This is a genomic window from [Pseudomonas] carboxydohydrogena, from assembly GCF_029030725.1.
In the GTDB taxonomy this organism is placed as follows: domain Bacteria; phylum Pseudomonadota; class Alphaproteobacteria; order Rhizobiales; family Xanthobacteraceae; genus Afipia; species Afipia carboxydohydrogena.
On record NZ_CP113162.1, the window covers coordinates 1098806 to 1121427 of the forward strand.

Sequence of the window (22622 nt, forward strand, 5' to 3'; positions counted from 1 at the left end):
ATGACTTGGGTATCTTTCCTTCATCATGTCGGTGCGGACAGGATTGGCGCAAGGGGAGGCGGGTGCTAGAGCAAGGTTGTTTTCGTCCCCTCTGTCAAAGATCAGCCCTATGCCCGCCCAGCAATTCGTCCTCACCCTGTCCTGCGCCAACCGCCCCGGAATCGTCTCCGCCGTGTCCACCTTCCTGTTCGCCAGCGGGCAGAACATTCTCGACGCCCAGCAGTTCGACGACACCGAGACCGGCCGTTTCTTCATGCGGGTGACGTTCAACACGGTGGACGGCTCGTCCGACCTCGCGACGCTGCGCGGCGGCTTCGGCGCCATCGCGGTGCCGTTCAACATGACCTGGCAATTGCGCGACCGCAGCGAGCATCAGCGCGTCATGCTGATGGTGTCGAAATCGACGCACTGTCTGGCCGATCTGCTGTACCGATGGCGCTATACCGACTTGCCGATGGTGCCGACCGCGATCGTCTCCAACCATCCGCGCGAGACTTATGAGGGCATCGAGTTCGGCGACATCCCGTTCCATTACCTGCCGGTGGCCCGCGACACCAAGGCGGAGCAGGAAGCGCAGATCTGGAAACTCGTGCAGGAGACGAAGACCGATCTCGTCGTGCTGGCGCGCTACATGCAGGTTCTCTCCGACGACCTCGCGTCCAAGCTGTCGGGCCGCTGCATCAACATCCATCACTCGTTCCTGCCGGGGTTCAAGGGCGCCAAGCCCTACCATCAGGCGCACACGCGCGGCGTGAAACTGATCGGTGCGACCGCGCATTACGTCACTGGCGATCTCGACGAAGGCCCGATCATCGAGCAGGATGTCGAACGCATCAGCCACCGCGATCCGCCCGAGATTCTGGTGCGTAAGGGCGCGGACATCGAGCGGCAGGTGCTGGCGCGCGGCCTGCGCTATCATCTGGAGGATCGCGTCATTCTCAACGGCCGCAAGACGGTGGTGTTCAAGGATTGAGCGCGATGGCGTTGTCGCTGCGGACCATCTTCTGCGTTGCGTTGGCGGCGTTGACGCTGGCCGCACAACCGGCCGCCGCCGCCGAGCCGACGCTGAAGGTCGGCCTCGTGTTGCCGCTGTCGGGCCCGCTCGCAGGGACGGGCACGCAGATCGACAACGCGCTGCGGCTTTATCTTGAACAGAACGGCGACACCATCGAGGGCACGCGGATCGAGGTGATCGTCCGCGACGACGAGGGCAATCCCGATCGTACCCGCGATGAGGTCAAGGGCCTTATCGAGGAAGACAAGGTCGATGTGCTGGCGGGCTTCGGCACATCGCCCGCCGCCGCCGTTGCCGCGCCATTCGCGACCAACGCGAAGATTCCGATGGTGGTCATGGGCGCGCAGACATCGCTCGTCGCCACGCGCTCGCCCTTCATCGTGCGCAGCGGCGCGACGCTCGCGCAGTCCGCCGCGACGCTCGGCAAATGGGCGGCGAAGAACGGCATCCGCAACGCCGCCGCGCTGATCTCCGATTACGCGCCGGGCAACGACGCGCTGAGGGAGTTCTCGAAAGCGTTTGTCGGTGACGAGCGTATCGTGAACGACGAATACAGGATTCCGCTGACCGAGGCCGACCTTCGCCCACCGCTGATGCAGATCAAGGGCACGAAGCCCGACGCGCTGTTCGTGTTCGTGGCGCCATGGCAGGCCCGCGAGGTGCTGGAGGCCATCGCCGCGCAAGGACTTGCGAAAGACGGCATCAGACTGATCGCGACAGGCGATCTCACCGACGATTCCATGCTGAAGACCCTCGGCCCCTCCGCGCTCGGAATCGTGACCGCGCATTTCTATTCCGCCGCGCACCCGTCGCGCGCGAACAAGCAATTCGTCGAAGCGTATCGCACGGCCTATGGCGAGACGCCGGGCGCGATGGCGGTGAGCGGTTATGACGGCACCCGCCTGATCTGCGAGGCGCTGCGGGCCACGAAGGGCGAGACGAACGGTGAGGGCCTTCTCAAGGCCATGAAGGGAGCGGAGTGGAAAAGCCCGCGTGGCCCGTTTGCGATCGATCCGCACAGCCGCGAGGTGGTGCAGAACATCTATATGCGCAAGGTCGAGGACGTAGGCGGTGAAAAGCAGAACGTCGAGTTCGCAACCTTCGAGAATGTCAGAGACCCGAACAATTCCGGCCGCGAGCGCTGATCCGCGCGGCAGCCCGCTGCCTAGTTCCGCAATTGCGACTCCGGTGCCGTGATGGCGAACGCCTTCGCGACATGCCGCAGCTTGTCGGGATTGCGGGTGATGTAGACGGTCACGATCTTGCCGTCCTCGATCTCGAAAGCCGTGGTCTGGAAGACGTTGTCGCGCTCATAGCTGACATAGCCCGGCAAGCCGTCGATCCGCACCGGCTTGTAGAAGCCGCCGTCCCTGACGCCGAGCTTCCGCGTCAGGCCTTCATACATCCGCAGCACGGCGCTCAAGCCGACAATCGGATTGAGGAAAGCGTGAACCTTGCCGCCGCCGTCGGAGCGCACCACGACATTCTGCGCGAGGAGCGCGCGCAGTCCGTCGGTGTCGCCGCTGCGCGACGCCGTAAAGAAAGCCTCGGCGATGCGGTTGCCCTCGTCCTGCGCAACCGTGTAACGGGGGCGTGCGTCCTGAACGTGCTGGCGCGCCCGTGTCGCCAGTTGCCGGACGGCGGCGGGTTCGCGTTCGATGGTGGTCGCGACTTCGTCCAGCGCGACGCCGAACACGTCGTGAAGCAGGAAGGCCGCGCGTTCGAGCGGCGAGAGCCGTTCCAGCGCGAGCATCAGCGTGAGCGTGAGATTGTCTTCATCCGGGCCGTCATCCTCCTCGATCACCGGCTCGGGCAGCCACGAGCCGACATAGGATTCGCGGCGCACGCGCGCGGATTTCATCACGTCGAGGCAAAGCCGCGTGACGATGCGCGAGAGAAACGCGGGAGCGGATTCGACCTTGGCATGGTCGACATCCTGCCAGCGCAACCATGCGTCCTGCACCACATCCTCGGCTTCGGCGAGCGAGCCGAGCATGCGATAAGCGAGACGCACCAGCCGGGGCCGCTGCGTCTCGAACAGGCCGGTTATGCCGTCAGGCTGCCGCACGTTCATCCCTTCGGGTGCTGCATGCGCAGCCCGATCGCAAACCTGTTCCACGCGTTGATCGCGCCGATCAGCAGCGTGAGGTTGACCTGTTCGGCTTCGCTGAAATGCGCCTTCACCTCGTCCCAGTCTTCATCCGGCGCACCGGTTTCCGAAATCAGGGTCAGTGCATCGGTCCAGGCCAATGCGGCGCGCTCGCGCGGCGTGTAGAGGGAGGATTCATGCCAGGCGCTGAGCAGATAAAGCCGCATCTCGGTCTCGCCGCCCTTGCGGGCGTCGGTCGAGTGCATGTGCAGGCAGAAGGCGCAGCCGTTGATCTGCGACGCGCGCATCTTCACGAGTTCGATTAGGGCAGGCTCGAGAGTGCTGGCCTTGATGGCGGCTTCAAGCGCCATCATGGCCTTGATGGCGTCAGGCGCCGGTTTGTAGGGGGCTTCAATGCGAGGTGTCATGCTCATCACGGTCTCCTTTTGGGTAACGGTCGTGTCAGTCAGCCCGTAATCGGTTTCATTTCGTGATCGGTGTTGTCAGGACCTTTTCATCGGTGTTGACAACGAATACCGCGAGCAGGCTCGCCGGTTCGGTGTCGCTTGCGTTCTCGCTGACGCTATGGCGATCACCCGGCATTTCATAGAAACTCTCTCCTGCGTGGTAGGTTTTTTCCGGTCCGCCGTTCACGCTGCTCCGGATCGCTCCTTTCAGGATGGTGGCATAGATGAAGGCCGATTTCGGATGCGTGTGCGCGGGCGACGAGCCGCCGGACTGATACTCGACCAGCACACCCTTCATGCTCTTGCCCTTCACATTCGGCAATATGTGGTCGAACACCACCGTGACCTTCGATTTGTCGTCGGTCATGTCGTGAGCGGTTGCGGCCCCTGCAAGCAGGAAGCTGATGGCGGCAGCACAAATAAACGTCTTGATCATTGTCATACTCCTGTCGGGTGAAGTGCGGATTACACGGCGGCGGCGTTCTGCCCGCGCTGCAACCATTCCTTGAACGTGATGGTGCCGAGACGGGCGCCGGCATCCGGCGTCAGCGAGCGGTCGTCGAGCCTGATGCCGAAATAGCGTGCGTCGGGATCGGTGATGACTGTTGTACCGTCCTTTTTCGCGCTCAAATATTTGCGGACGAGTTGGTCGAGTTGGAAGGATTCCGGCCCGCCGATCTCGATCATCCCGTTCACGGGCTCCGCAAGGGCCGCATCCGCGACGGCGGCGGCGACATCGTCGGCCGCCATCGGCTGGATCTTCGCGGGCGAGACATGGACGCCATCGTCCCGCGTCGCTTCTTGCGCGATGCCGCCGACGAATTCGAAGAACTGGGTGGCGCGGACAATCGTGTAAGGCTGGCGTGACGCTTCGATCAGCAGTTCCTGCGCGAGCTTGGCGTGGAAGTATCCGAATTCGAGCAGGCGTTCGGTACCGACCACCGACAGCGCGACGTGGTGCTTCACGCCCGCGGCCTTTTCCGCCGTCAGCACGTTGCGGCCCGAAGCCTCGAAGAAGGCCATCGCGGCCTTGTGCTCAAAGGACGGAGAGTTGGCGACGTCGATCACGACCTGCGCCCCGGCAAAAGCCTCGGCGAGCCCTTCGCCGGTGACGGTGTCGATGCCGGTGGACGGCGAGGCCGCAAGGACCTCATGGCCGCGCTGGCGCAGCCGGGCCACGACCCGGGAGCCGATGAGGCCGGAGCCTCCGATGACGACGATCTTCAATGGTGCCTCCTGTGTGTTGCCGCCGAAGCGGGGGTGGGCAGGGATGGCCGTCCGCGAGGGGAGGGGCCGTTGTGCCCGTTCGCTCTCAAGACGAGGCAGGAGGCCCGGGAAGTGACATGCCCCCGAAAAAATCGGGGTGGCTGCCAAAATCCCCGGAAACCCGTTCAAAATTTCCGTGATCTGCCGAAGAATCTGGGCCGGCTGGGTTTCGCCTATGGGCAGATGATGGTAGGAAGCTGGATCAAGATCATTCTGCCCACCCTATCTTCCCGCGCGAGCCTCATGAAGAACGAAGCCCTTTTGGCTGAGATTTCAGACTATTGCCGCCAGGCAGGCCTGGCGGAATCGACGTTCGGCCGCCGCGCGGTGAACGACGGCAAGCTCGTGACTAGGCTGCGCGAGAACAAGCGCATTACCGTCGATACGCTGGAACGTATTCGCGCCTTCATGGCCGACGGAACGCCGGCGCGGCGTCTCCCGGAGCCGCCCATCGAGAAGCGCGACCCGGCGGGCAACTTCCGGTTCTTCGAGAACCGGCAGAAATACCTGTTGTTCGTCCATACGTGCAGCGAGAAGCGCGTCATTGCCCAACGGGTGGCGCTGGAGCTTGGGAGCATCCACCCCAGCCCACCGGCCTTGCGGGTGTTCGACGCCGGGGTGGGCGACGGTACCGTGCTGTCGCGGGTGATGCGCTCGATGCACGTCCGTTTTCCGCACATGCCGTTCTATGTCGCGGGCAAGGAAATCAGCTTCGAGGACGTCAAGCTGACGCTCGACAAGGTGCCGGACCGGCTGTTCGAGCATCCGGCGACCGTGTTCGTGCTGACCAACATGAACTACGCCGAGGCCCCGTGGCTGACGCCGAAATCGGCCGCCGCCGCTGCCGGGATGATCTGGAAAGAAGTGGTGCTGACCGGCTCATCCTCGGGCGAGTTCGAGGCCCAGATCGCCGAGCTTGAGCCGTTCCTCGAGGAGAACTGGCGCGCCAACGTCTCGCCGCGCTCGGGCATGCCGGTCTATGAGCGGCCGGTCGCCATCGTGATCTATCGCAACGATCACCGCTTCATGCTGGATTCGGTGATCCCGCGCGCGGGCAAGGTAGAGGCCAATTTCGATCTTGTCATCGCCTCGCAGCCTTACCGCGCCAAGTCCTCGCTGAACTTCCGCGCCAAGCGCATCATCGGCCCGCTGGCGCGCTCATTGCGGCCCGGCGGACGGCTGATCGGCATCCATTCCCACGGGCAGGACCCGGGGATGGAGGTCATCCAGTCGGTCTGGCCGGACGAAAATCCGTTCTCTCTCAACCGTCATGAGGTGTTGCGGGCGGTGAAATACGAATTGGGCTCGGCAGGGCGCGATCTTAACTTTAACGCCTACGCCGATAACCGCTCGATTTTCCGGTATGATATGGAAGCCCTGCCCAACGAGGTCACCGGCGCGATCGGTTCCTCGACCGCTTTCGCGGCCTGGAACGCGGCGGTCTATGTCGCCCAGATCGAGGATGAGCGGCTGGCCGGCATCACCGAAAGCGGCCGCTATCTCGAAGCCACGCGCGAGGTGCTGCGGCGGCATAACGGACTGTGGTTTTACGATGAATCTTACGTCATTTCGCGACGCCGCGATTGACGCCTCCCATGGAATTTCCCAAACAACCGCCAGCCAATATCGAAGGAAGACAAGATGCGTTCGTCCTATCTGTTCACCTCTGAATCTGTTTCCGAAGGCCATCCGGACAAGGTCTGCGACCGCATCTCGGACGAGATCGTCGATCTGTTCTTCCGCGAAGGGCCCAAGCAGGGTCTCGATCCGTGGCAGATCCGCGCCGCCTGCGAGACGCTCGCCACCACCAATAAGGTGGTGATCGCGGGCGAGACGCGCGGCCCCAAGGTTCCGGCCGAGCAGCTTGAGCAGGTCATCCGCGATGCGATCAAGGACATCGGCTACGAGCAGGATGGTTTCCACTGGAAGACCGCCGACATCGACATCTTGCTGCACGAGCAGTCCGCCGACATCGCGCAGGGCGTCGACGCCCAGCAGCCGACCAACCGCGAAGAGGGTGCGGGCGATCAGGGCATCATGTTCGGCTACGCCACCAACGAGACGCCGGAGCTGATGCCCGCGCCGCTGCACTACGCGCACAAGATTTTGCGCCTGATCGCCGAAGCGCGACACAATGGCACCGAGAAGGTGCTTGGCCCCGACTCCAAGAGCCAGGTCACCGTGCAATACGAGAACGGCAAGCCGGTCGCGGTGCGCGAGATCGTCGTCTCGCATCAGCACCTGATCGAGGACATGACCTCCAGCCAGGTGCGCGAGCGCGTCGAGCCGTATGTGCGCAAGGCGCTGCCGGAAGGCTGGATCAACGACAAGACGATCTGGCACATCAACCCGACCGGCAAGTTCTTCATCGGCGGTCCCGATGGCGACACCGGCCTGACCGGCCGCAAGATCATCGTCGATACCTACGGCGGCGCGGCCCCGCATGGCGGCGGCGCGTTCTCCGGCAAGGACTCCACCAAGGTGGATCGCTCGGCCGCCTACGCCGCGCGCTATCTTGCCAAGAACGTCGTCGCGGCGGGCCTCGCCGACAAGTGCACGTTGCAGCTCGCTTACGCCATCGGCGTCGCGCGTCCGCTGTCGATCTACATCGACACCCACGGCACCGGTAAGGTCTCCGAAGACAAGCTGGAGCAGGCGGTGGCGCAGTCGATGGATCTGACGCCGCGCGGCATCCGCAAGCATCTCGATCTCAACAAGCCGATCTATGCGCGCACGGCGGCCTACGGCCATTTCGGCCGCGCGCCGGACAAGGACGGCGGCTTCTCCTGGGAGAAGACCGACCTCGCCGAAGCGCTGAAGAAGGCGGTTTGATTTTCACGACGTCATTCTGGGATGCGCGCTCTTCGCGCGCAGACCCGGAATCCCGAACTTCCAGATTCCGGGTTCGCTCGCTGCGCTCACGCCCCGGAATGACATGACAGAGACAGGAACACTCAACATGACCACCGCCAAGGATTACATCGTCGCGGACATCGGCTTGGCCGATTTCGGCCGCAAGGAATTGTCGCTCGCCGAGACCGAAATGCCGGGCCTGATGGCGACGCGCGAGGAATATGGCCCGAAGCAGCCGTTGAAGGGCGCGCGCATCGCGGGCTCGCTGCACATGACGATCCAGACCGGCGTTCTCATCGAGACGCTGAAGGTGCTCGGCGCCGACATCCGCTGGGTGTCGTGCAACATCTATTCGACGCAGGACCATGCCGCCGCCGCGATCGCCGCCGCGGGCATTCCGGTGTTCGCCGTGAAGGGCGAATCGCTGAAGGACTACTGGGATTACACCGCGAAGCTGTTCGACTGGCACGGTGGCGGCCACCCGAACATGATCCTCGATGACGGCGGCGACGCCACGATGTACGTCCACCTCGGCCTGCGCGCCGAGAACGGCGACGTAGCATTTTTGGACAAGCCTGGCTCCGAGGAAGAGGAAGTGTTCTTCGCGCTGCTGAAGAAGCAGCTCAAGGAAAAGCCGAAGGGTTACTTCAAGGCGATCGCCGACAGCATCAAGGGTGTTTCGGAAGAAACCACCACGGGCGTGCATCGCCTCTACGAGATGCAGAAGGCCGGCACGCTGCTGTGGCCCGCCATCAACGTCAACGACTCGGTCACCAAGTCGAAGTTCGACAACCTTTATGGTTGCCGTGAATCGCTGGTCGACGGCATCCGCCGCGGCACCGACGTGATGATGTCGGGCAAGGTCGCGATGGTCGCGGGCTTCGGCGATGTCGGCAAGGGTTCGGCGGCGTCGCTGCGTCAGGCCGGCTGCCGCGTAATGGTGTCCGAGATCGATCCGATCTGCGCGTTGCAGGCGGCGATGGAAGGCTATCAGGTCGTGACCATGGAAGAGGCCGCGCCGCTCGCCGACATCTTCGTCACCGCCACCGGCAATAAGGATATTCTCACGCTCGACCACATGCGCGCGATGAAGGATCGCGCCATCGTCTGCAACATCGGCCACTTCGACAACGAGATTCAGGTCGCCAGCCTGAAGAACCTGAAGTGGACCAATATCAAGCCGCAGGTGGACGAGATCACCTTCCCGGACGGCAAGCGCATGATCCTGTTGTCCGAAGGCCGCCTCGTGAATCTCGGCAACGCGATGGGACACCCTTCATTCGTGATGTCGGCCTCGTTCACCAACCAGACGCTGGCGCAGATCGAGCTGTTCGCCAACAATAAAGACGGCAAGTACAAGAAGGAAGTCTACGTGCTGCCGAAGTCGCTCGACGAAAAGGTTGCGCGTCTGCATCTCGCCAAGATCGGCGTGAAGCTCACCGAACTGCGCAAGGATCAGGCCGACTATATCGGCGTGAAGCAGGAAGGCCCGTACAAGGCGAGCCATTACCGGTATTGATACCGGCACATCATTCCGGGATGCGCGTTCTTCACGCGCAGGCCCGGAATCTCGAACTTCTGGATTCCGGGTTCGCTCGCGTTGCTCGCGCCCCGGAATGACACAGTGAGAAACACAAAAGTCCCGGAGCAATCCGGGGCTTTTGTTTTATTCCGGGCCGTTAAGTCAGCCGGAGGCGGTATATCGCCTTCCAATGACCATAATTGAGCCCTTTGGCTTCGGCGTGGGCCGTGCTATGGACGCGCCATATTCGATTGCTGGCCCCTTCTTTTGTTAACGCGCCGCCAGGCTCCTTTCCCAAAGACGATGCTGAAAATTGGATGCTTCGCGCAATGGTGCGCGAAATGCGCCCTAGCGCGCCTTTAGGAAAGATAGAGACACATGGCTCAAGGTACAGTGAAGTGGTTTAACAGCCAGAAGGGTTTTGGTTTCATCGCCCCGACCGACGGCGGCAACGATGTGTTCGTTCACATCAGCGCAGTCGAGCGTGCGGGCCTCAGCAATCTCGCCGAAGGGCAGAAGGTTGAGTTCGAAGCCAAGACGGACAAGATGCGCGGCAAGACCAGCGCGGAAAACCTCCAGCTTCTCTAAGCCAATTATCGGCGGCTGCCGTCATTCTTGAAGAATGACGCGGGCGCCATGCAGGGATTCAAAAGCGCCGTCACCGCGGATGTACCGGGACACGCTTTTAGAGTTTCACGCCTCGTTTCACGGATGTACTGAAACGAAGACGTTCAGGGGCCTCGTCAGAAATGACGGGGCTTTTTGCTGTGTGCGCCACGATGTCGGAAAGGCGCGGGAGTAAGGGCGGTCCGTTAACGGCTTTCACCTAGACTGGCGCAAACCGGAGATTGCCGATGAAGCACATTGCATCGATTGCCGTTGCCGCCGCCGTGGCGTTTGCCGCCGTGCCATGCCGTGCCGAAAGCCCGCGCGTCGAGGTGGCGGCCAAGCCCGTTATGGTCCGCCCGGTGATGTCGGCTACAGAGACGTCCAGCGGCCAGCCCATCGTGCTGCCGCAGAAGGATGCGCAGGTCATCGTCTCCACTTACGAGATCGCGCCCGGCGCGGTGCTGCCGGTGCACAAGCATCCGTTTCCGCGTTACGCCTATGTGCAGGCGGGTAACCTGCGCGTCACTAACAACGACACCGGCAAGAGCGAGGATTTCAAGCCCGGCGATTTCATCGTCGAGGCGGTCGGCCAGTGGCACTTCGGTACCAACACCGGCAAGGACGTGGTGAAGCTGCTCGTGATCGACATGGTGGAAAAGGGCAACGCCAACACCGTGCTGCGCGACGCCCATTAAGCCCGGGCAGTCGAAAAACCCCTGTCAGCCCTGCATTTTGCTGCGGACGCACATGGAACCGCGGGTGTAGCATCGCATTGATTGACAGCCCCTTTGGGAGTGCTGAGCGATGCGGATCGAACCATTCCGGGACCCTCGCGAAAGCGATCAGGGCTGGCGTGCCAGACGCCTCATCGATATCGGCAGTATCGTCGTGCTGCTCGCCGTGATGCTGGCGGGCTATTACTATTTCACCCGCCCCGAGATCGCCCCGACGCAAACGTCCTTCATCGTGCCGAGCCAGCACGTTCACTGGTGAACGGCGGCGCGCTTCGCTTCAGGCGATATTGACCGACAACGGCTCCAGCCCCTCGACGCCGCATTCGATGCGGTCGCCCGGCGCGATCGCGGCCACGCCCTTCGGCGTGCCGGTCATGATGATGTCGCCAGCGCCCAGCGTCACCTGCAATGACAGCCGGGCGATGATCTCCGGCACGTTCCAGATCATCTGGTTGAGGTCGCCGGTCTGGCGTTCCTTGCCGTTGACGTTGAGCCAGATTTTCCCCTTCGCGGGATGGCCGATCTCGGAGGCCGCCCGCAGCGCGCCGCAGGGCGCGGAGTTGTCGAACGATTTGCCGATCTCCCATGGCTGCTCTTTCTTGCGCGAGGCCATCTGCAAGTCGCGGCGGGTGAGGTCGATGGAGACGCCATAGCCATAGACGTGATCAAGCGCGGTCTCGGGCGAGATATTGGCGCCGCCGGACTTCAGCGCGACGATCATCTCGACTTCGTGCTGGCAGTCTTTGGTCAGGCCGGGAAAGGGAATGGTCGCGCCGCTTTGCACGATCATGTCGGCGTGCTTGGCGAAGAAGAAGGGCGGGTTTCGCTCGTCGTTGCCGAGTTCGCGGATATGCTCGAGGAAATTGCGTCCGACGCACCAGATCCGCCGCACCGGAAATCTCTTCGTTGTGCCGGCGACCGGCAGCATCGGATAGTTAAGCGCGGGGATCACGGTCTCGGGCAGGCTCATGGGATGTCTCTCGGAAAAATCTAGGCGTTGGCGGCGAGTGGCGTGACGTTGTCTTCCTCGCGCTGTTGCAGGCGGAAGAACGAGGCGTAGCGCCCGTTCGCGCGCAGCAGGGCGTCATGCTGGCCGGTCTCGACGATCTCGCCGCTTTCGATCACCAGAATGTTGTCGGCATGCATGATGGTGTGCAGGCGATGCGCGATGACGATGGTGGTGCGGCCCCGGCAGAGGTGGCCGATCGCCTCCTGCACGTATTTCTCCGATTCCGAATCCAGCGCGGCGGTGGCTTCGTCCAGCAGGATGATCGGCGCGTTCTTGATGAGCGCGCGGGCGATGGCGATGCGCTGGCGCTGGCCGCCCGACAGTTGCGTGCCGTGCTCGCCGACCGGGGTGTCGTAGCCCTGCGGGAAGCCCATGATGAAATCGTGCGCGAACGCGGCCTTGGCGGCGGCGACGATCTCGTCCTCGGTCGCGCCGACGTGGCCGAAGGCGATGTTTTCGCGCACGGTGCCACGAAACAAATAGACGTCCTGCCCGACATAGGCGGTCTGCTGGCGCAATGAGGCGCGCGAGCAGTCGGAGATGATCTGGTTGTCGATGACGATGGCGCCGCGATCCACTTCATAAAGCCGCAGCAGCAGCGCCAGTACCGTGGACTTGCCGCCGCCCGAGGGGCCGACCAGCGCCGTGGTCTGGCCGGGCTCCGCGACGAAGCTCATTCGCTTCAGCACCGGCTCGTCGTCGCGATAGGAGAAAGTCACGTCGCGCAGTTCGACGCGGCCTTGCGTGAGTTGCAGCGGCGGCTTGTCGTCGTCGCTGGGCTCGGAGGCGGGGCTGTCGATGATTTCCAGCAGTTTGCGCGCGCCGATCAGGAGACCGTTGAGGTCGATGTTGAGGCGTGCGAGCCGCTTGGCGGGCTCATAGGCGAGCAGGAAGGCGGTGATGAAGGAGACGAACTGGCCGGGGGCGGCGTTGGTCGCGATCACGCGATAGCCGCCATACATCAGCGCTCCGGCGATGGCGATGCCGCCCAGCATTTCCATCAGCGGACCGGAGCGATTGGAGACCCGCGCCATCTTGTTGGAATAGTTTTCGACGTCGGCGATGCTCTTGTTGATGCGGGCCTGCATCGCGTCCTCGAGCGTGAAGGCCTTCACGGTGCGGATGCCCTGTAGCGACTCCTGCACCGTCTCCATGATGTCCGTGGTGCCGGTGAACTGGTCGTGCGCAAGGCCACGGATGCGCTTGACGAGCTTGCGGATGAACAGGAACGCCGGTGGCGCCACCACGAAGCTCAGCAGCGACATGATCGGGTCCTGCACGACCATCACCACCAGAAGGCCGATCAACGACAGGAAGTCGCGCCCGAGCGATGTGACGAGGAGTGCCAGCACCTGCGTGACGGCGGATGCGCCGGTCGAGAGGCGGGCGAGAAATTCGGAGGAGTGACGCTCCGAATAGAATGTCAGGTTCTCGCGCATCAGCTTGGCGAATAATCTGCGCTGGTTGTTGGCGAGAATGGCGTTGCTGATCCGCGACATGATCACGGCCTGCCCGTAGGTCGCGGCACCCTTGATCGTGAACAGCGCGATGATGATCGCGGACAGGGTGACGATGCCCGAGATGCTGCGGTTGACGTAGGCCTGGTTGATGACCTGCCCGAGCAGATAGGCCGAGCCGGCGGTCGCGGCCGCGGACAATCCCATCATGCCGAAGGCGACCGCATAGCGCCGCCAGTAGGCGAGGCCCTGTTCGGCCACCAGCCGCTTGATCAGGTCGGCTGCGCCATAGGGGTCATCGGTGATTTTGCGGGGAACCTTGCTCATTCCCATGCCGCGCTGCAATGAAACATGCGTCTCATTGCCCGCAATGGCGGGGGTTTTCAAGCCAAAACAAGGCTTGAAACTTAAGCCGGAACCGCGTCCTGCCGGTTGGCGAGGCGGTCCTGAAGCAGCTTTTCCTCCCAGGCGAGGGCGTGGGCGGCGATGGTGTCGAGGTCGTCGTAGCGCGGGGTCCAGTCGAGCGTCGCACCGATCCGGGTGGTGTCGGCGATCATGGTCATGATGTCGCCGGAGCGTCGCGGGCTCATCTGGACCGCGAAGTTGCGGCCCGAGACGCGGCGGACGGCTTCGATGGTTTCAAGCACCGAGTAGCCACGGCCGTATCCGCAATTCAGTGTCACCGACGTGCCGCCCTGATTGAGATAGGACAGCGCGGCGAGATGTGCCTGCGCGAGATCGCTGACGTGGATGAAGTCGCGGATGCAGCTTCCGTCCGGCGTCGGATAATCGGTGCCGAACACGTCGATCTTGGCGCGCTGGCCGGTGGCGGCCTCGACCGCGATCTTGAGCAGGTGCGTCGCTCCGGCGGTCTGCAATCCGATGCGGGCCTGCGGGTCGGCGCCCGCGACGTTGAAGTAGCGCAGCACGACATAATTCAGCTCATGCGCGGTCGCGACATCGTGCAGCATGATTTCTGTCATCAGCTTCGACGAACCGTAGGGCGACAGCGGCCGCGTCGGCGCGATCTCCGGCACCGGCATCTGCTCGGGATTGCCGTAGACGGCGGCGGTGGAGGAGAAGATGAAATTCTTCACCTGACCCTTGATCGCGGCATTGAGCAGGTTGCGCGTGGTCATGGTGTTGTTGCGGTAGTAGGCGAGCGGATCGCGCATCGAATCCGGCACCACCACCGAGCCCGCGAAATGGATGATCGAAGTGACCCCGTGCGCGGCGATCACGCCTTCCACGAGGTTCTCGTCGGCGGCATCGCCGATGAACAGCGGCACGCCTTCCGGCAGCGCGGTCGAGAAGCCGGTGGAGAGGTTGTCGATCACCACCACGCTTGCGCCGGATTCGACCAGAGCGAGAACGGTATGGCTGCCGATGTAACCGGCGCCGCCGGTGACGAGAACGGTCATGATCGTTTCCATCGTTCGTTGGCCGCTCGTGACGGCGGCCTTTGTCTGACACCATGGTGTCGCGCATGCGAGGTATGGAAGTCTTAAAGCTGCGGGTTTCATGGCCGTTTTCGTGGCTTTTCCTCCGGGAAACTGCTTTATGGTTTCCAAACCGTAAGACTAATTCCCGAAACGGCGCTCGTTCGATGACAACCGTTCTTGTCGTGAAAACCTCCTCGCTCGGCGATGTCGTGCACCAGATGCCGGCGATGACGGACGCGCGGCGGCACCGTCCCGATGTGAGACTGCTGTGGGTCGTGGAGGAATCCTTCGCGCCGCTGGCGCGGCTGCATCGCGGCGTCGCCGACGTCATCGCCGTCGCGACGCGGCGCTGGCGCTCGCAACTGTTCTCGTCCGGGACGTGGGAGGAGATCGGCGATTTCAGGATGCGGTTGCGCGACGCCTCGCCGGAGATGGTGATCGACACGCAAGGGCTGATCCGCTCGGCGCTGATCGCGCGCATGACCCCCGGCCGGCGCCATGGCTACGACCGGTCCAGCATCCGCGAGCCGCTCGCGTCGCTGTTTTACGACGTGAAGCACAGCGTCTCCCGTGCGCAACACGCGGTTGTGCGCAACCGCGCTCTCACCGCCCTCAGTCTCGGCTACGCGGTGGATGACGCGCCAGATTACGGTCTGGTGCGGCCGCCTGCGGACAAGGGCAAGCGTTACGCGGTGCTGCTTCACGGCACCTCTAAGGCGACCAAGGAATGGCGCGAGAGCGAATGGATCGGTCTCGGCAAATGGCTGCGCGGGCAGGGGCTCGACGTGGTGCTGCCATGGGGCTCGGAGCGCGAGCGGCTGCGCTGCCAGCGTCTGGCGGGCGGCATTCCGGGCAGCCAGATTCTGGAGCGGCAACCGCTGGATGAAACCGCGAAGGTGATCGCCAATGCCGCGCTGGTCGTCGGCGTCGATACGGGACTTCTCCATCTCGCCGCGGCCTATGGCGTGCCGCTGCTCGCGGTGTTTCTCGCGACCGATCCGGGTCTGACCGGGCCGGTCGGTAGCGGACCGATCGTCATTCTCGGCGGCAAGGGCGCGCAGCCCGCGTTCGGCGAGGCGATCAGGGCGGTGGAGGAGAAGGGGCTGTTGTCCGTGCGCGCCTAGGCGCGCTTCGCCAGAATATCCGCGACGAATGCATCGAGATCGCCGCCCTTGAACAGATGGCCCGCGATGCTTGCCGCTTCCGCAGCCTCCATGTCGCTGTTCTTGTCGCCGATCACGAAACTGCGCTCGGCATCGACCGGCCAGTGCACCATCAGATCGAGGATCATGCCGGGCTTGGGTTTGCGCCAGGGATGGTCGCCGCAGAATTCGGGAACGCTGCCTTCAACATGATAGGGGCAGTAGCGAATGTCGTCGATGCGCGCGCCCTCGCGCGACAATTCCTCGATCATCCATTGATGCAGCGCGCGGACATCCTCCTCGGTGAACATGCCGCGCGCGACGCCGGACTGGTTGCTGACGATGAAGACGAGATAGTCCGCCTCATTGAGGCGACGGATCGCGGCGGCCACGTTCGGCATCCAGCGCACGCGCTCGCGCGTGCCGATATAGCCGTCGTCGTGGTTGAGAACGCCGTCGCGGTCGAGAAATGCCGCCGGGCGGCGCGCGGCCGTTTCCTCCTTCATGCCTTGCCGGATGCGTTTATCAGCGCACGCTCGACGTCGTCGCAGATCGCATGCGCCGCGACCATGTGAATCTGCTGGATTACCGGCGTGTCGTCGCTCGGCGCGACAAGGAGATGATCGCAGATCGGGCGCAGGCTCTCGCCCCTGGTGCCGGTGAAGCCAACGGTGGTCGCGCCGATGCCGCGCGCGACATGCAGCGCCGCCAGAATGTTCGGCGAGCGGCCCGAGGTGGTGAGTGCGATCAGCACGTCGCCCGGCTGCGCCAGCCCCTGCACCTGACGGGCGAAAATCTGCTCGATGCCGTAATCGTTGCCGATGGCGGTGAGCGCCGAGGTGTCGGTGGTGAGCGCGATGGCGGCCCAGGCCGGACGCTCCAGCTTGTAGCGGCCGACGATCTCGGCGGCGATGTGCTGCGCGTCGGCGGCGCTGCCGCCATTGCCGATCAAGAGGAGCTTGTTGCCGTTGCGCAGGGCCCGCGCGATGGCGTCGGCGATGGTTTTGACGGTCGCCTGCAACTCGTCGCTCTGCGCGGCGCGCGTCAGCCCGGCGAGCGAGTTCTGGAAGTGATCTGCAATCGGATTCTGGCTCACATGTCACCTTGGTCGATAGAGGCTGGCGAACGTATATCGCAAAAAGCGCTCAGGTTGATACCGGCACCGGCCGGTTCTGGGTTTTCTCCGCGATCACTTTCAGCGCCGTCTCCACTACCTCGCTCGTGGTGATGTCACGCATGCAGGCATGGTCGTTCGCGGTGCAGACCGGCTTGTGGCAGGGCTGGCAGGGCAGGTTGACCGCGCGCTTCATGGTGGCTGCGAGTCCGTTCAGCGGCGCCCAGTGATAGGGACTGGTCGGCCCGAAAATCCCGATCGACGGCGTGCCGATCGCACCCGCGACATGCAGCAGGCCGGAATCGTTGGAGATCACCTCCGCCGCCGCCGCCAGCGCCAGAATGCCGTTGCGCAGATCGGTGCCGGTGAGGTCGCGTACGCGCGGCCCTCCTGCGGCGACGATATCGGTGGCCTGTTCCTTCTCGCCGGGGCCGCCGACGATCCAGACCTCAAACCCGCGCTGGGCCAGTTCGCGCGCCGCTTCCGCGTAATAGGTCCAGCGCTTGGAAGGGCCGACCGCGCCGGGCGCGAGCGCGATGGCGGGACCGTCGCCAAGATTATTTTTTGCACGCCATGCCGTGATCTCGGCTTGCGGCACCTCAAGCTGCGGCATCGGCCAGTCGCGGGCCTCGCGCACGGCGTTGGGCGGAAAGGTCAGCGCCGCCATCTTGTCCACCATGCGCGGCAGGGCGCGCTCGCCCCGGCGCAGATCGTTGATGACGCCGAACCGCGCCTCGCCGAAAAAGCCGATGCGCTCCGGGATACCGGCAAGGGTGGGGGCGAGCGCCGACTTCCATGTGCGCGGCATCATCAGCGCGGTCTGGTAATTTTGCTGGCGCAGGCGGGCGGCCAGTTCCTTCTGCTTGTCGAGCGCGATGCGGCCGCGCGGCAGGTCATAGACGATCGCCTGCCGGACTCCCGGCATGTAGTCCGCGAGCGGCGCGCACAATGTCGTGCTGAGAAGATCGACCGGCCGGTTCGGCCAGCGCGCCTTCAGCAGCCGGACGGCGGTGTGCCCCCGGACGAAATCGCCGATCCACATATACGGCACGATCAGGATCGGGCCGGTCTGGGTCGGGTCGGGCCGGATATCGCTTATGGTTGAATTTTGATTCATTCTTCGGGTGAGAAGCCTGCCAAAGACGGCCATTCCGGGGTATCGCTTTCCCGAAAGGCCGTCTAGAAGCGTTTTCTGAATGGCCGCACAAGGCTGGGGCTGGTTCGCCGGGCGCGTGGCGAAGCCCGGTTCCTCCGCAGAGGGCGGCCACAGCCCAATATAGGATGTTTCGATGTTTCTGGTGACCGGGGGCGCAGGGTTTATCGGCTCCAACATCGTCGCGGCCCTGAACGAGGCTGGCCACGCGGATGTCGTGGTCTCGGATTTTCTCGGCGACGAGGGCAAGTGGCGCAACCTCGCCAAGCGGCAGATCGCCGACATCGTACCACCGGATGAACTGATGGCGTGGCTGCGCGGGCGCAGGCTCACCGGCGTCATCCACATGGGCGCGATTTCCGCGACCACCGCGACCGACGGCGACCATGTGTTCGAGACCAATTACCGCTTGTCGGTGCGGCTGCTCGACTGGTGCACGCTCAACCCCACGCCCTTCATCTATGCCTCCTCGGCCGCGACCTATGGCGACGGCGAGCAGGGCTTCCGCGACGACAACAGCCTCGATGCGCTGAAAGCGCTGCGGCCGATGAACCTCTACGGCTGGAGCAAGTACCTGTTCGACGTCGCGGTGGCGACGCGGGTGGCGAAAGGCGAGAAGCTGCCGCCGCAATGGGCGGGCTTGAAGTTCTTCAACGTGTTCGGCCCGAACGAATACCACAAGGGCGCGATGATGAGCGTGCTGACCAAGACCTTCGACGACATCAAGGCGGGAAAGACCATCCGTCTGTTCAAGTCGCATCGCGACGGCATCGCGGATGGCGACCAGCGGCGCGACTTCATCTACATCGACGATGTGCTGCGCGTCGTGATGTGGCTGGTGCAAACTCCCAGCGTCAGCGGCATCTTCAATGTCGGCACCAGCCATGCGCGCAGCTTCCGCGACCTGATCGTGTCGGCCTATGCGGCGCTCGGCGCCAAAGAGAACATCGAATATGTCGACATGCCCGAGCAGATTCGCGGCAGCTACCAGTATTTCACGCAGGCCGATGGCGAGCATCTGCGCCGCGCCGGATATAATGGCGGCTTCACGTCGCTCGAGGATTCGGTTGCCTCTTACGTGAAGACTTATCTCGATCGTCCGGATCGTTATCGTTGAGTGACACATGATTGATTTCGATACGCTGTCGGAGCGGATGTCGCGCCAGACCGTTTTGTGCATCGGCGACCTGATGCTGGACGAGTTCGTCTATGGCGAGGTTTCGCGCGTGTCTCCCGAGGCGCCCGCGCCGGTGATCGCGGCACAACGCAGCGAATTCAATATCGGCGGCGCGGGCAACGTCGCGCGCAATATCGCGGCACTTGGCGGCCGCTGCATCTTCGTCGGCCTGATCGGCGAGGACGCTGCGGGTGCGACGCTGAAAAGCGAACTGGCGAAGGACGCCGCCATCGAGGCGCATCTGGTTGTTGACGCGTCGCGGCCGACCACGCGCAAGGTACGTTTTGTTTCAGAGCACTACGCCACGCACATGCTGCGCGCGGACTGGGAGGTGGCGCAGGCCGCTTCTCCCCAGACCGAGACGACGCTGATCGCGGCAATCAAGGAAGCGCTGCCGCGCGCGGATATCGTGCTGCTGTCCGATTACGCCAAGGGCGTGCTGACCCATCGCGTGATCCGCGAGACCATCGACGCGGCGCGCCAGATGGGCAAGCGCGTCATCGTCGATCCGAAGAACCTGAATTTCGCGGTCTATCACGGCGCTTCGATCCTGACGCCGAACCGCAAGGAGTTCACCGAGGCGACCCGCAGCCGCGCCCGCACGCCGGAGGAAATCGGTGTTGCCGCGCGCGACGCCATCGCGACGGCCGGGTGCGAGGCGATGCTGGTCACGCAAAGCGAGAACGGCATGACGCTGGTGGCGAAGAATGGCGACGTGCTGCATGTGCCGGCCTATCCGGTGAAGGTGCGCGACGTCTCCGGCGCGGGCGACACGGTGGCTGCGGCGCTGGCACTGGCGCTGGCGAGCGGTGTGGCCGAAGAAGATGCGGTGCGCGCGGCTTCGGCTGCGGCGGCGGTCGCGGTCGGCAAGCGCGGCACCGCGAGCGTGACGCAGGCCGAATTGCGCAAGAAGATCCTGCCGCATGCGGTCCTCACGATGGAAGAGAAGATCGTGCCGGACTGGAAGGACATCGATGCGCGCCTCGATGACTGGCGCCGCGAAGGTTTACGGATCGGATTCACCAATGGCTGCTTCGACATTCTGCACCCCGGTCATGTCCGGGTGCTGACGCAGGCCCGCGCAACCTGTGATCGACTCGTGGTCGGCCTCAACAGCGATGACTCGGTCCGGCGGCTGAAGGGCGAGAGCCGCCCGGTGCAGTCGGAACTGGCGCGCGCCGAAGTGCTGGCGGCGCTGGAGGCGGTCGATCTTGTCGTGATCTTCGGGGAAGACACGCCGCTCGAATTGATCCGTCAGGTCAAGCCAAGCGTGCTGGTGAAGGGCGGGGACTACACCCGCGAGCAGGTGGTCGGGCACGAGTTCGTCACCGCGCATGGCGGCGAGGTCGTGTTGATCGACATCCTTCCCGGCCACAGCACCACGTCGCTGGTGAACCGGGCGCGAAGCAATCAGCCGTAACGGCCGAGTTAATCGAGCCGGGGCACGACTGCCGCCGCTTTGTCGTGCTTCTCCGGGCTCGACACCCAGACCAGTCCGCCCATTGCGCCGACGATGAAATAAACCATTCCGAACAGGATCGACACCACGGTGCCTTCGCTGGTCATCAGGCCCGCATAGCCGAAAGCCACCGTCATCGATGCCTCGCGCACGCCCCATCCCGCGATCGAGATCGGCAGCATGGTGATGAGCATGATCGGCGGGATCAACAGGAACACTTGCCAGAACGACACGGACGCATGAATGGCCATCGCGCAGCACCAGGCGATGACGACGGCGAGCACATGGATCGCCAGCGACAGCACCGCCACCATCGGGCCTGATTTGGCACTGAACAGGACCTTGTTGGCGATTTCGCCGCAGGCATGGACGTGCCGCAGCGGCCACCAGCCTTTCAGCCATGGCCAGGACAGGGCTCCGACGAGGAGAAAGCCGAGGCTGGCCGCAAGCGCCACCGAGCCGATGACGACCAGCGCCACTTGCCCATCCCGGTTTGTTATCAGCGGATAGCTCCACGGCAGGCTACAGACGATGATGGTCGCGAGCGCGATCAGGCCCATGGCGCGGTCAACCAGCACCGAATAGGTTGCCTCCCGCCAGCCCGCGATGCGGCCGAGCAGCCAGAGCCGCATGGCGTCCCCGCCGATCGAGGAGGGCAGGGTCTGGTTGAAGAACGTGCCGATCATGTTGAACTTGATCGCACGGGCGTCATCCAGCGGCGCGTCGCAGCGCCTGGTCACTTCGCGCCAGCGGACGGCGCTGAGGACGATCTGAAAGAGGGTGACCAGAATGGCGAGCGCAAACCAGCCGAAGCCGAAGTCGCTGAGGCGTGCCCGCACGGCGTCGAAGGCAATATTGCGAAGCGACAGATACAATAGCCCGGCCGACATCAGGATGCGGATGAGAAGGAAAGCGGTGGGGCGCATCGGGGCCGGTCTGCCGGGTGTGAGGAAAACGTATCGTGAATTTAGCTGCGGTACGGATATATTTTCGCTGCGTGGTATGGTTTTACACCGCAACTGGCAATAGGAAAGCCGACAAGCTGCTGTCTTTTCCCTCAACCGTCCGAAATCAATGTCCAGGCAAACGATCCTTGTCACCGGCGCGGCCGGGTTCATCGGCTTTCATGTCTCCCAGCGTCTGTTGCAGCGGGGCCATCGGGTCGTCGGGCTCGACAGCATCAACGATTATTACGACCCGAGCCTGAAAGAGGCCCGGCTCGCCATCCTGCGCAACGACCCGAACTTCTCCTTCGAGAAGATCGATCTGGCGGACCGTGCCGCCACCCGAAACATATTCGAGCGCCACCGCTTCCCGGTCGTGATCCACCTCGCCGCGCAGGCGGGGGTGCGCTACTCCATCGATCATCCGGCCGTCTATATCGATGCCAACCTCCAAGGGTTCGCCAACGTGCTGGAAGGCTGCCGGCATAATGGCTGCGAGCATCTGCTGTTCGCGTCCTCGTCCTCGGTCTATGGCGCGAACACCAAGCTGCCGTTTTCGGTGCACGACAATGTCGATCATCCGATCAGCCTCTATGCCGCGAGCAAGAAGGCCAACGAGTTGATGGCGCATTCCTACAGCCATCTTTACGGGCTGCCGGCGACGGGATTGCGCTTCTTCACGGTGTACGGCCCATGGGGCCGCCCGGACATGGCGATGTTCCTGTTCGCGAACGCGATCATGGCGGACAAGCCGATCCGCCTGTTCAACAACGGCGACATGATGCGGGACTTCACCTACATCGACGATGTGACGGAAGCAGTCGTGCGTCTGGCGCAACGTCCGGCGACGCCCAATGAATCATGGGATGCACAGCACCCCGATCCCGCGTCGAGCCGCGCGCCGTGGCGAATTTATAACATCGGCAACAACAAGCCCGAGAAGCTGATGGATCTCGTCGGCGCGCTCGAGAAAGAATTTGGCCGCACCGCGCGCAAGGAATTGCTGCCGATGCAGGCGGGCGACGTCTATGCCACCTACGCCGATATCGATGATTTGCAGCGGGAGGTGGATTTCCATCCCTCCACGAAACTCGCTGACGGCGTCGCTCGCTTCGTGGCATGGTATCGCGAGTATCACCGGGTCTGATCGCACAGAATTTCAGAAAAGCG

Annotated in this window: 23 protein-coding genes; 12 read left to right on the forward strand and 11 right to left on the reverse strand. The window is 63.5% G+C overall.

What is annotated here, in order from left to right:
• Positions 1-109: 109 nt before the first annotated feature.
• The gene (gene purU / locus AFIC_RS05295) at positions 110-973 is read left to right on the forward strand and encodes a formyltetrahydrofolate deformylase (RefSeq protein WP_275248104.1); all 864 of its coding nucleotides are present in this window, start codon (positions 110-112) and stop codon (positions 971-973) included.
• A 5-nt stretch (positions 974-978) separates the two neighbouring features.
• The gene (locus AFIC_RS05300) at positions 979-2160 is read left to right on the forward strand and encodes an ABC transporter substrate-binding protein (RefSeq protein WP_275248105.1); all 1182 of its coding nucleotides are present in this window, start codon (positions 979-981) and stop codon (positions 2158-2160) included.
• A 20-nt stretch (positions 2161-2180) separates the two neighbouring features.
• Here the strand turns inward: AFIC_RS05300 and AFIC_RS05305 are convergent, their stop codons facing one another.
• Genes AFIC_RS05305 through AFIC_RS05320 form a run of 4 tightly spaced genes read right to left on the reverse strand, consistent with a single transcriptional unit; the run spans position 2181 to position 4798 of the window.
• Entirely contained in the window at positions 2181-3089 is a 909-nt protein-coding gene (locus tag AFIC_RS05305) for a sigma-70 family RNA polymerase sigma factor (RefSeq protein ID WP_420833368.1), read from the reverse strand.
• Positions 3086-3532, reverse strand: coding sequence for a carboxymuconolactone decarboxylase family protein (locus tag AFIC_RS05310; protein WP_275248651.1), 447 nt, complete (start codon positions 3530-3532; stop codon positions 3086-3088). Before AFIC_RS05310 ends, AFIC_RS05305 begins: the two co-directional genes overlap by 4 nt.
• 55 nt (positions 3533-3587) lie before the next feature.
• Positions 3588-4007 carry a cupin domain-containing protein gene (locus tag AFIC_RS05315; protein ID WP_275248107.1) on the reverse strand — a complete coding sequence of 140 codons (420 nt, stop codon included), beginning with the start codon at positions 4005-4007 and terminating at the stop codon, positions 3588-3590.
• A gap of 29 nt (positions 4008-4036) precedes the next feature.
• Positions 4037-4798, reverse strand: coding sequence for an SDR family oxidoreductase (locus AFIC_RS05320; RefSeq protein ID WP_275248108.1), 762 nt, complete (start codon positions 4796-4798; stop codon positions 4037-4039).
• Positions 4799-5080: 282 nt separating this feature from the next.
• Between AFIC_RS05320 and AFIC_RS05325 the strand changes: the two genes are divergently transcribed.
• The 6 genes from AFIC_RS05325 (at position 5081) to AFIC_RS05350 (ending at position 10814) form a co-directional block, all read left to right on the forward strand.
• Positions 5081-6424 carry a hypothetical protein gene (locus tag AFIC_RS05325; RefSeq protein WP_275248109.1) on the forward strand — a complete coding sequence of 448 codons (1344 nt, stop codon included), beginning with the start codon at positions 5081-5083 and terminating at the stop codon, positions 6422-6424.
• 54 nt (positions 6425-6478) lie between these two features.
• On the forward strand, positions 6479-7669 hold the full coding sequence (metK, locus tag AFIC_RS05330; RefSeq protein ID WP_275248110.1) for a methionine adenosyltransferase: 1191 nt from the start codon (positions 6479-6481) through the stop codon (positions 7667-7669).
• 127 nt (positions 7670-7796) lie between these two features.
• Entirely contained in the window at positions 7797-9209 is a 1413-nt protein-coding gene (gene ahcY / locus AFIC_RS05335; protein WP_275248652.1) for an adenosylhomocysteinase, read from the forward strand.
• A 381-nt stretch (positions 9210-9590) separates the two neighbouring features.
• Positions 9591-9800 (forward strand): cold-shock protein, encoded by a 210-nt coding sequence (locus AFIC_RS05340; protein ID WP_275248111.1) that lies wholly within the window; start codon positions 9591-9593, stop codon positions 9798-9800.
• Positions 9801-10066: 266 nt separating this feature from the next.
• On the forward strand, positions 10067-10516 hold the full coding sequence (locus tag AFIC_RS05345; protein ID WP_275248112.1) for a cupin domain-containing protein: 450 nt from the start codon (positions 10067-10069) through the stop codon (positions 10514-10516).
• A gap of 109 nt (positions 10517-10625) precedes the next feature.
• Positions 10626-10814: a hypothetical protein gene (locus tag AFIC_RS05350; protein ID WP_275248113.1), complete on the forward strand. Its 189-nt coding sequence runs from the start codon at positions 10626-10628 to the stop codon at positions 10812-10814.
• 18 nt (positions 10815-10832) lie between these two features.
• On the opposite strand, the gene AFIC_RS05355 is transcribed toward AFIC_RS05350, so the two are convergent.
• From AFIC_RS05355 to galE, 3 genes are all read right to left on the reverse strand, one after another.
• The gene (locus AFIC_RS05355) at positions 10833-11525 is read right to left on the reverse strand and encodes a fumarylacetoacetate hydrolase family protein (RefSeq protein WP_275248114.1); all 693 of its coding nucleotides are present in this window, start codon (positions 11523-11525) and stop codon (positions 10833-10835) included.
• 20 nt (positions 11526-11545) lie between these two features.
• The gene (locus tag AFIC_RS05360) at positions 11546-13348 is read right to left on the reverse strand and encodes an ABC transporter ATP-binding protein (protein WP_275248115.1); all 1803 of its coding nucleotides are present in this window, start codon (positions 13346-13348) and stop codon (positions 11546-11548) included.
• Positions 13349-13428: 80 nt separating this feature from the next.
• Complete coding sequence (gene galE / locus AFIC_RS05365; RefSeq protein WP_275248116.1) at positions 13429-14442, reverse strand: UDP-glucose 4-epimerase GalE; 1014 nt, start codon at positions 14440-14442, stop codon at positions 13429-13431.
• A gap of 185 nt (positions 14443-14627) precedes the next feature.
• Here galE and waaC point away from each other — a divergent pair, with 185 nt between their 5' ends.
• Positions 14628-15587 (forward strand): lipopolysaccharide heptosyltransferase I, encoded by a 960-nt coding sequence (gene waaC, locus AFIC_RS05370; RefSeq protein WP_275248117.1) that lies wholly within the window; start codon positions 14628-14630, stop codon positions 15585-15587.
• Here waaC and AFIC_RS05375 read toward each other — a convergent pair.
• Genes AFIC_RS05375 through waaF form a run of 3 tightly spaced genes read right to left on the reverse strand, consistent with a single transcriptional unit; the run spans position 15584 to position 17836 of the window.
• Complete coding sequence (locus tag AFIC_RS05375; protein ID WP_275248118.1) at positions 15584-16111, reverse strand: D-glycero-alpha-D-manno-heptose-1,7-bisphosphate 7-phosphatase; 528 nt, start codon at positions 16109-16111, stop codon at positions 15584-15586. The two genes, waaC and AFIC_RS05375, sit on opposite strands and share 4 nt — an antisense overlap.
• The gene (locus tag AFIC_RS05380; RefSeq protein WP_275248119.1) at positions 16108-16701 is read right to left on the reverse strand and encodes a D-sedoheptulose 7-phosphate isomerase; all 594 of its coding nucleotides are present in this window, start codon (positions 16699-16701) and stop codon (positions 16108-16110) included. The genes AFIC_RS05375 and AFIC_RS05380 overlap by 4 nt, the downstream gene beginning before the upstream one ends.
• Before the next feature lie 49 nt (positions 16702-16750).
• Positions 16751-17836, reverse strand: coding sequence for a lipopolysaccharide heptosyltransferase II (waaF, locus tag AFIC_RS05385; protein ID WP_275248120.1), 1086 nt, complete (start codon positions 17834-17836; stop codon positions 16751-16753).
• Between the two features lie 172 nt (positions 17837-18008).
• Here waaF and rfaD point away from each other — a divergent pair, with 172 nt between their 5' ends.
• Positions 18009-18989 (forward strand): ADP-glyceromanno-heptose 6-epimerase, encoded by a 981-nt coding sequence (rfaD, locus tag AFIC_RS05390; protein ID WP_275248121.1) that lies wholly within the window; start codon positions 18009-18011, stop codon positions 18987-18989.
• A gap of 7 nt (positions 18990-18996) precedes the next feature.
• The gene (rfaE1, locus tag AFIC_RS05395) at positions 18997-20469 is read left to right on the forward strand and encodes a D-glycero-beta-D-manno-heptose-7-phosphate kinase (protein ID WP_275248122.1); all 1473 of its coding nucleotides are present in this window, start codon (positions 18997-18999) and stop codon (positions 20467-20469) included.
• Positions 20470-20477: 8 nt separating this feature from the next.
• Here the strand turns inward: rfaE1 and AFIC_RS05400 are convergent, their stop codons facing one another.
• Positions 20478-21434 (reverse strand): lysylphosphatidylglycerol synthase transmembrane domain-containing protein, encoded by a 957-nt coding sequence (locus AFIC_RS05400; RefSeq protein WP_275248123.1) that lies wholly within the window; start codon positions 21432-21434, stop codon positions 20478-20480.
• A gap of 148 nt (positions 21435-21582) precedes the next feature.
• Here AFIC_RS05400 and AFIC_RS05405 point away from each other — a divergent pair, with 148 nt between their 5' ends.
• Complete coding sequence (locus AFIC_RS05405) at positions 21583-22599, forward strand: NAD-dependent epimerase (RefSeq protein WP_275248124.1); 1017 nt, start codon at positions 21583-21585, stop codon at positions 22597-22599.
• Positions 22600-22622: the final 23 nt, after the last annotated feature.

What these genes read in the sequence shown, in the direction of transcription:
- AFIC_RS05405 (WP_275248124.1), top strand. Translation starts at nt 21,583, where the DNA reads ATGTCCAGGCAAACGATCCTTGTCACCGGCGCGGCCGGGTTCATCGGC.
- AFIC_RS05350 (WP_275248113.1), top strand. Translation starts at nt 10,626, where the DNA reads ATGCGGATCGAACCATTCCGGGACCCTCGCGAAAGCGATCAGGGCTGG.
- AFIC_RS05310 (WP_275248651.1), bottom strand. Translation starts at nt 3,532, where the DNA reads ATGACACCTCGCATTGAAGCCCCCTACAAACCGGCGCCTGACGCCATC.
- waaF (WP_275248120.1), bottom strand. Translation starts at nt 17,836, where the DNA reads ATGAATCAAAATTCAACCATAAGCGATATCCGGCCCGACCCGACCCAG.
- rfaE1 (WP_275248122.1), top strand. Translation starts at nt 18,997, where the DNA reads ATGATTGATTTCGATACGCTGTCGGAGCGGATGTCGCGCCAGACCGTT.
- AFIC_RS05305 (WP_420833368.1), bottom strand. Translation starts at nt 3,089, where the DNA reads ATGAACGTGCGGCAGCCTGACGGCATAACCGGCCTGTTCGAGACGCAG.
- AFIC_RS05315 (WP_275248107.1), bottom strand. Translation starts at nt 4,007, where the DNA reads ATGATCAAGACGTTTATTTGTGCTGCCGCCATCAGCTTCCTGCTTGCA.
- rfaD (WP_275248121.1), top strand. Translation starts at nt 18,009, where the DNA reads ATGTTTCTGGTGACCGGGGGCGCAGGGTTTATCGGCTCCAACATCGTC.
- AFIC_RS05340 (WP_275248111.1), top strand. Translation starts at nt 9,591, where the DNA reads ATGGCTCAAGGTACAGTGAAGTGGTTTAACAGCCAGAAGGGTTTTGGT.
- waaC (WP_275248117.1), top strand. Translation starts at nt 14,628, where the DNA reads ATGACAACCGTTCTTGTCGTGAAAACCTCCTCGCTCGGCGATGTCGTG.
- AFIC_RS05375 (WP_275248118.1), bottom strand. Translation starts at nt 16,111, where the DNA reads ATGAAGGAGGAAACGGCCGCGCGCCGCCCGGCGGCATTTCTCGACCGC.
- AFIC_RS05400 (WP_275248123.1), bottom strand. Translation starts at nt 21,434, where the DNA reads ATGCGCCCCACCGCTTTCCTTCTCATCCGCATCCTGATGTCGGCCGGG.
- AFIC_RS05360 (WP_275248115.1), bottom strand. Translation starts at nt 13,348, where the DNA reads ATGAGCAAGGTTCCCCGCAAAATCACCGATGACCCCTATGGCGCAGCC.
- galE (WP_275248116.1), bottom strand. Translation starts at nt 14,442, where the DNA reads ATGACCGTTCTCGTCACCGGCGGCGCCGGTTACATCGGCAGCCATACC.
- AFIC_RS05300 (WP_275248105.1), top strand. Translation starts at nt 979, where the DNA reads ATGGCGTTGTCGCTGCGGACCATCTTCTGCGTTGCGTTGGCGGCGTTG.
- ahcY (WP_275248652.1), top strand. Translation starts at nt 7,797, where the DNA reads ATGACCACCGCCAAGGATTACATCGTCGCGGACATCGGCTTGGCCGAT.
- AFIC_RS05355 (WP_275248114.1), bottom strand. Translation starts at nt 11,525, where the DNA reads ATGAGCCTGCCCGAGACCGTGATCCCCGCGCTTAACTATCCGATGCTG.
- AFIC_RS05345 (WP_275248112.1), top strand. Translation starts at nt 10,067, where the DNA reads ATGAAGCACATTGCATCGATTGCCGTTGCCGCCGCCGTGGCGTTTGCC.
- metK (WP_275248110.1), top strand. Translation starts at nt 6,479, where the DNA reads ATGCGTTCGTCCTATCTGTTCACCTCTGAATCTGTTTCCGAAGGCCAT.
- AFIC_RS05325 (WP_275248109.1), top strand. Translation starts at nt 5,081, where the DNA reads ATGAAGAACGAAGCCCTTTTGGCTGAGATTTCAGACTATTGCCGCCAG.
- purU (WP_275248104.1), top strand. Translation starts at nt 110, where the DNA reads ATGCCCGCCCAGCAATTCGTCCTCACCCTGTCCTGCGCCAACCGCCCC.